This is a genomic window from Zoogloea sp. (assembly GCF_044344315.1).
Taxonomy (GTDB): domain Bacteria; phylum Pseudomonadota; class Gammaproteobacteria; order Burkholderiales; family Rhodocyclaceae; genus Zoogloea.
Genome location: NZ_JBIJDC010000178.1, coordinates 1 through 4,496 on the forward strand (window position 1 = coordinate 1; position 4,496 = coordinate 4,496).

The 4,496-nt window shown below is 68.6% G+C and carries 4 protein-coding genes; all 4 read left to right on the forward strand.

Features of this window, described 5'->3' with window-relative positions:
- On the forward strand, nt 1–1,279 hold a 1,279-nt coding region (locus ACIQ09_RS21720), incomplete at its 5' end, for an RND family transporter (protein WP_398314426.1).
- 14 nt (nt 1,280–1,293) lie between these two features.
- On the forward strand, nt 1,294–2,268 hold the full coding sequence (locus tag ACIQ09_RS21725) for a YCF48-related protein (RefSeq protein WP_398314428.1): 975 nt from the start codon (nt 1,294–1,296) through the stop codon (nt 2,266–2,268).
- 30 nt (nt 2,269–2,298) lie between these two features.
- On the forward strand, nt 2,299–2,778 hold the full coding sequence (locus ACIQ09_RS21730; RefSeq protein WP_398314430.1) for a TerB family tellurite resistance protein: 480 nt from the start codon (nt 2,299–2,301) through the stop codon (nt 2,776–2,778).
- A 49-nt stretch (nt 2,779–2,827) separates the two neighbouring features.
- A complete protein-coding gene (locus tag ACIQ09_RS21735; protein WP_398314432.1) occupies nt 2,828–4,330 on the forward strand; it encodes an aldehyde dehydrogenase family protein in 1,503 nt (500 codons plus the stop codon).
- Nucleotides 4,331–4,496 lie beyond the last annotated feature (166 nt).

A 4,496-nucleotide genomic window follows, 5' to 3' on the forward strand; every position in this document is an offset into this window, starting at 1 on the left:
GCCCATCCCGATGATCCGCGAGCTGGCCATCACCGCCTCGGTGGGCGTGGCCTACAAGATCGTCACCAACCTGATCATGCTGCCGGTGCTGGCCAGCTTCTTCAGTTTCGATGCAGCCTTCGTGGCCCGCGCCGGCAAGATGGAAGCCATGCGCAACCGCATGATGGCCAGCCTGGGCGTGCACATCGCCAACCCCCGCAACGCCTTGCTGGGCACCCTCGTCGGGCTGGTGCTGCTGGGCGTGGCGGTGTGGCAGAGCCAGGGCCGCCACGTGGGGCACGTGCTGCCGGGCGCCCCCGAGCTGCACAACGACTCCCGCTACAACCAGGACGTGGAGGCCGTGGTCAGCCGCTTCGGGCTGGGCCTGGACATGCTCACCGTGGTGGTGGAAACACCCAAGGACGGCTGCTACAAGCATGAGGTGATGGCCTACGTGGATCGCCTCACCTGGTACCTCACCAATGTGCCCGGTGTGCTCTCCGCCCAGTCCCTGCCGACCCTCACCAAGCTGGCGGCGTCGGGGGTCAATGAAGGCAACCCCAAGTGGGCCTCGCTGCCCCAGGAGGAGCTGACCCTCGGCGAAGCCGTGCGCCAGGTGCCCGAAGGCCTGCGCCTCTACAACGCCGAATGCACCCTGCTGCCGGTCAACCTCTACCTGGCCGACCACAAGGCCAGCACCATCAAGCAGGTGGTGGAGGCGGTCAAGGTGTACCGCGACGCCAACCCCTTCCCCGGGGTGACGGTGCGCCTGGCCAGCGGCAACGCCGGCGTGCAGGCCGCCACCAACGAGGTGGTGGAGCACTCCGAGCTGCCGATGATGCTCTATGTGTACGCCACCATCCTGATCCTGGTGTTCCTGGTGTATCGCGACTGGCGCGCCATGATCGCCTGCTGCGTGCCCCTCACCCTGGCCACCTTCCTCGGTTACTGGTTCATGAAGTCGCTGGACATCGGCCTCACCGTGGCGACGCTGCCGGTGATGGTGCTGGCGGTGGGCATCGGCGTGGATTACGCCTTCTACATCTACAACCGCCTGCAGATGCACCTGTCCCACGGCGAGGACATCGTCACCGCCTTCAAGCAGGCCCTGCGCGAGGTGGGCGTGGCCACCTGGTCCTTCTCGGCCCTCAAGTTCCAGGCCGACATGGGCATGCTGCTGACCTTCATGTTCATGGTGAACATGATCATGGCCATCACCCTGCTGCCGGCCCTGGCGGTGATGATCGACGTCCTGATCCCCCGGCGCGGCCCCGTGCGTGCGCCGCTGATGATGCACTGATGGAGACCCCGTCCATGAAACTGAAAGTGACAGCAAGCCTTGCCCTGGTGGCCACCCTGGCCGCCGGCGTGGTGATGGCGACGGCCGGTGGCAGCACCGCACCGGCCGGCGAGGCCCCGGCCATGCAGGCCCGCCTGGCCACCCGCGCCGGTCTGGTGGCGGTGGCCACCGCCGGCCCCGCCCTGGTAGCGGTGGGCGATTTTGGCACCGTGGTGCGCTCGGTGGATGGGGGCCAGACCTGGACCCAGGCCCGCAGCGTGCCGGTGAGCGGCCTGCTCACCGCGGTGAGCTTTGCCGACGCGCGCACAGGCTGGGCGGTGGGCCACGGGGGCGTCATCCTGGCCACCACCGACGGCGGCGACACCTGGCAGATCCAGCACGAGGCCGAAGGCCGGCCGGTGCTGCTGGGGGTGCATTTCAGCGACGCCGAACACGGCTACGTGGTCGGCGCCTACGGCACGGCCCTGCGCACCACCGACGGCGGCAAGACCTGGGCGCCGATGGCGGTGGGGCAGGGGCGGGATGCCGACCTGCACCTCAACCACGTTTTCCCCGGCGCAGAGGGTGCCCTGTTTGCTGCCGGCGAGAGCGGCGCAGCCTTCGCCTCGCAGGATGGGGGCGAGCACTGGACGCGTCTCGACACGGGCGTGACCGGCTCCCTGTGGTCCGGCCTGCAGCGTCGTGACGGCCGTCTGCTGCTGCTGGGCATGAGCGGGCGGGTGCTGGAGAGCAACGATGGGGGCAAGCACTGGAAGGCCCTCGACACCGGCACCAGCCAGGCCCTGACCGGCGGCGTCGAGGGGGCCGATGGCGAGCTGGTGCTGGTGGGAACGGGCGGGGCCGTGGTGACGTCGAAGGACGGGCAGCTCGTCACGCGCATCCGCGAGGACCGCCAGAACCTGGCCGCCGTGGCGGCCGTTTCCGAGGGCGGCAAGGCCCTGGTGCTGCTCGCCCAGAACGGCGTGCTGCGCGAAACCGCAGCGAAATAGCCGCAGCCAAATGACATCGAGGACAACACCATGCTGGAAAGACTGATCGGCCTGCTCCGCGGCGAAGTGCAGGCGGAGGCGGCCGAGCGCGGCCCCTTCGAACGGCGCCTGATCGCCGTGGCGGCCCTGCTGCTGGAAACCATGTACGTGGACCGGGTGGCGTCCGAGGCCGAACACCAGGCCGTGAAGCGCCTGCTGATGGCGCGCTTCCACCTCCCCCCCGACCGGGTCGAGGAGCTGGTGGGGATTGCCGAGGTGCGCTACGCCGAAGCCCTGGACGACTGGGAGTTTGCCGAGGCGGTGCGGGTCGGCTTCGGACCGGGCGAGCGTCAGGAGATCCTCACCATGCTCTGGGAGGTGGCCTATGCCGACGGCCTGGAGAAGCTTGAAGGCACGCTGATGCGCCGCCTGGCGCGGCAGCTGGATCTGGGCGACGGCGCCGCCGAGATTGCCCGCGCTACCGCGGGTTCCCGCGCCGGCATCCTGCGCGGCACGCCCGGCGACACCTGAATTGAATTCGTTTTACCCCCACTACAAGACCGAAGAAGAGGAGACATAGATGAAGAAACTGCATGGCATCGAACTGGGCGCGGGTACCGCGGCCTTCCTGGACGCCCCCCAGCGCATGATGATCGGGGGGCAGCGGGTGGAGGCGGTGAGCGGTGAAACCCTGCCGGTGATCGACCCGGCCAGCGGCGAGGTGTTCTGCCGCGTGCCGGCCGGCGACGCGGCCGACATCGACCGGGCCGTGGCCGCCGCCCGCCACGCCTTCGAGGCGGGCGAGTGGTCGCGCATGCGTCCGGTGGATCGGGAGCGCCTGCTGCTGCGCCTGGCAGATCTGCTGGAGGCCAACGCCCAGGAGATGGCCGAGCTGGAAGCCATCGACAACGGTAAGCCGGTGACCATGGCACGCCATGTGGACGTGGCCCTGTCCATCGACTTCCTGCGCTACATGGCCGGCTGGGCCACCAAGATCGAAGGTTCCACCATGGAGGTGTCGGTGCCCCTGGTGCGCGACCGGGAGTTCTTTGGCTTTACCCGGCGCGAGCCGGTGGGCGTGGTGGGGGCCATCATCCCGTGGAACTTCCCGCTGCTGATGGCCGCCTGGAAAGTGGGGCCGGCCCTGGCGTCGGGCTGCACCATGGTGCTCAAACCGGCCGAGGAGACCCCGCTGACGGCCCTGCGCTTTGCCGAGCTGGTGCAGGAAGCCGGCTACCCGCCGGGCGTGCTCAACGTGGTCACCGGCCTTGGCCATACGGCAGGCGCTGCGCTGGCTTCCCACAAGGGCATCGAGAAGGTGGCCTTCACCGGCTCCACCGAGATCGGCAAGCTGGTGGGCAAGGCGGCCCTCGACAACATGACCCGGGTGTCCCTGGAGCTGGGGGGCAAGAGCCCGGTGATCGTGCTCGACGACGCCGATCCTGCGGTGGCGGCCGCCGGGGCGGCCCAGGCGATCTTCTTCAACCAGGGCCAGGTGTGCACGGCGGGCTCGCGCCTCTACGTGCATCGCAGCCGTTTCGATGAAGTGGTGGAGCAGCTCTCGGGCATCGCCGCGGGCATGAAGATCGGTCCGGGCATCGATCCGGGCACCCAGATCGGCCCGCTGGTATCGGCCGTGCAGCAGCAGCGCGTACTGGGCTACATCGACAGCGGCCTGGGCGAGGGCGCGCGGGCGGCGGCGGGTGGCACGGCGGCTGATGGCATGGGCTACTTCGTCAGGCCGACCGTGCTGGTGGATACCCGCGACGACATGCGCGTGGTGCGGGAGGAGATCTTCGGGCCGGTGGTGGTGGCCATGCCCTACGCCGATCTGGACGAAGTGGCCCGTCGCGCCAACGACACCCCCTACGGTCTGGCGGCCAGCATCTGGTCCAATGACCTGTCGCGGGTGCATCGCCTGATCCCCAAGATCAAGGCGGGCACCGTCTGGGTGAACTGCCACAACATCCTCGATAACGCGATGCCCTTCGGCGGCTACAAGCAGTCGGGCATCGGGCGCGAGATGGGGCGTGCGGTGTTGGATCTGTATACCGAGTCCAAGTCGGTGGTGATGATGCTGTAGGGGGGGAGGGCCACCCTGTGGGGTCGAAGTCATTCGACCTTCGGGGTTGAGCCTTTACTGGTCGGCTTTCCCGTGCTTGGCGTGACGTTGGCCGGGTCTCGCCCCGGCGGGCGACCTTCTTCTTTGTTGTACGACAAAGAAGAAGGCAAGAAAGCGTACCCCGCTG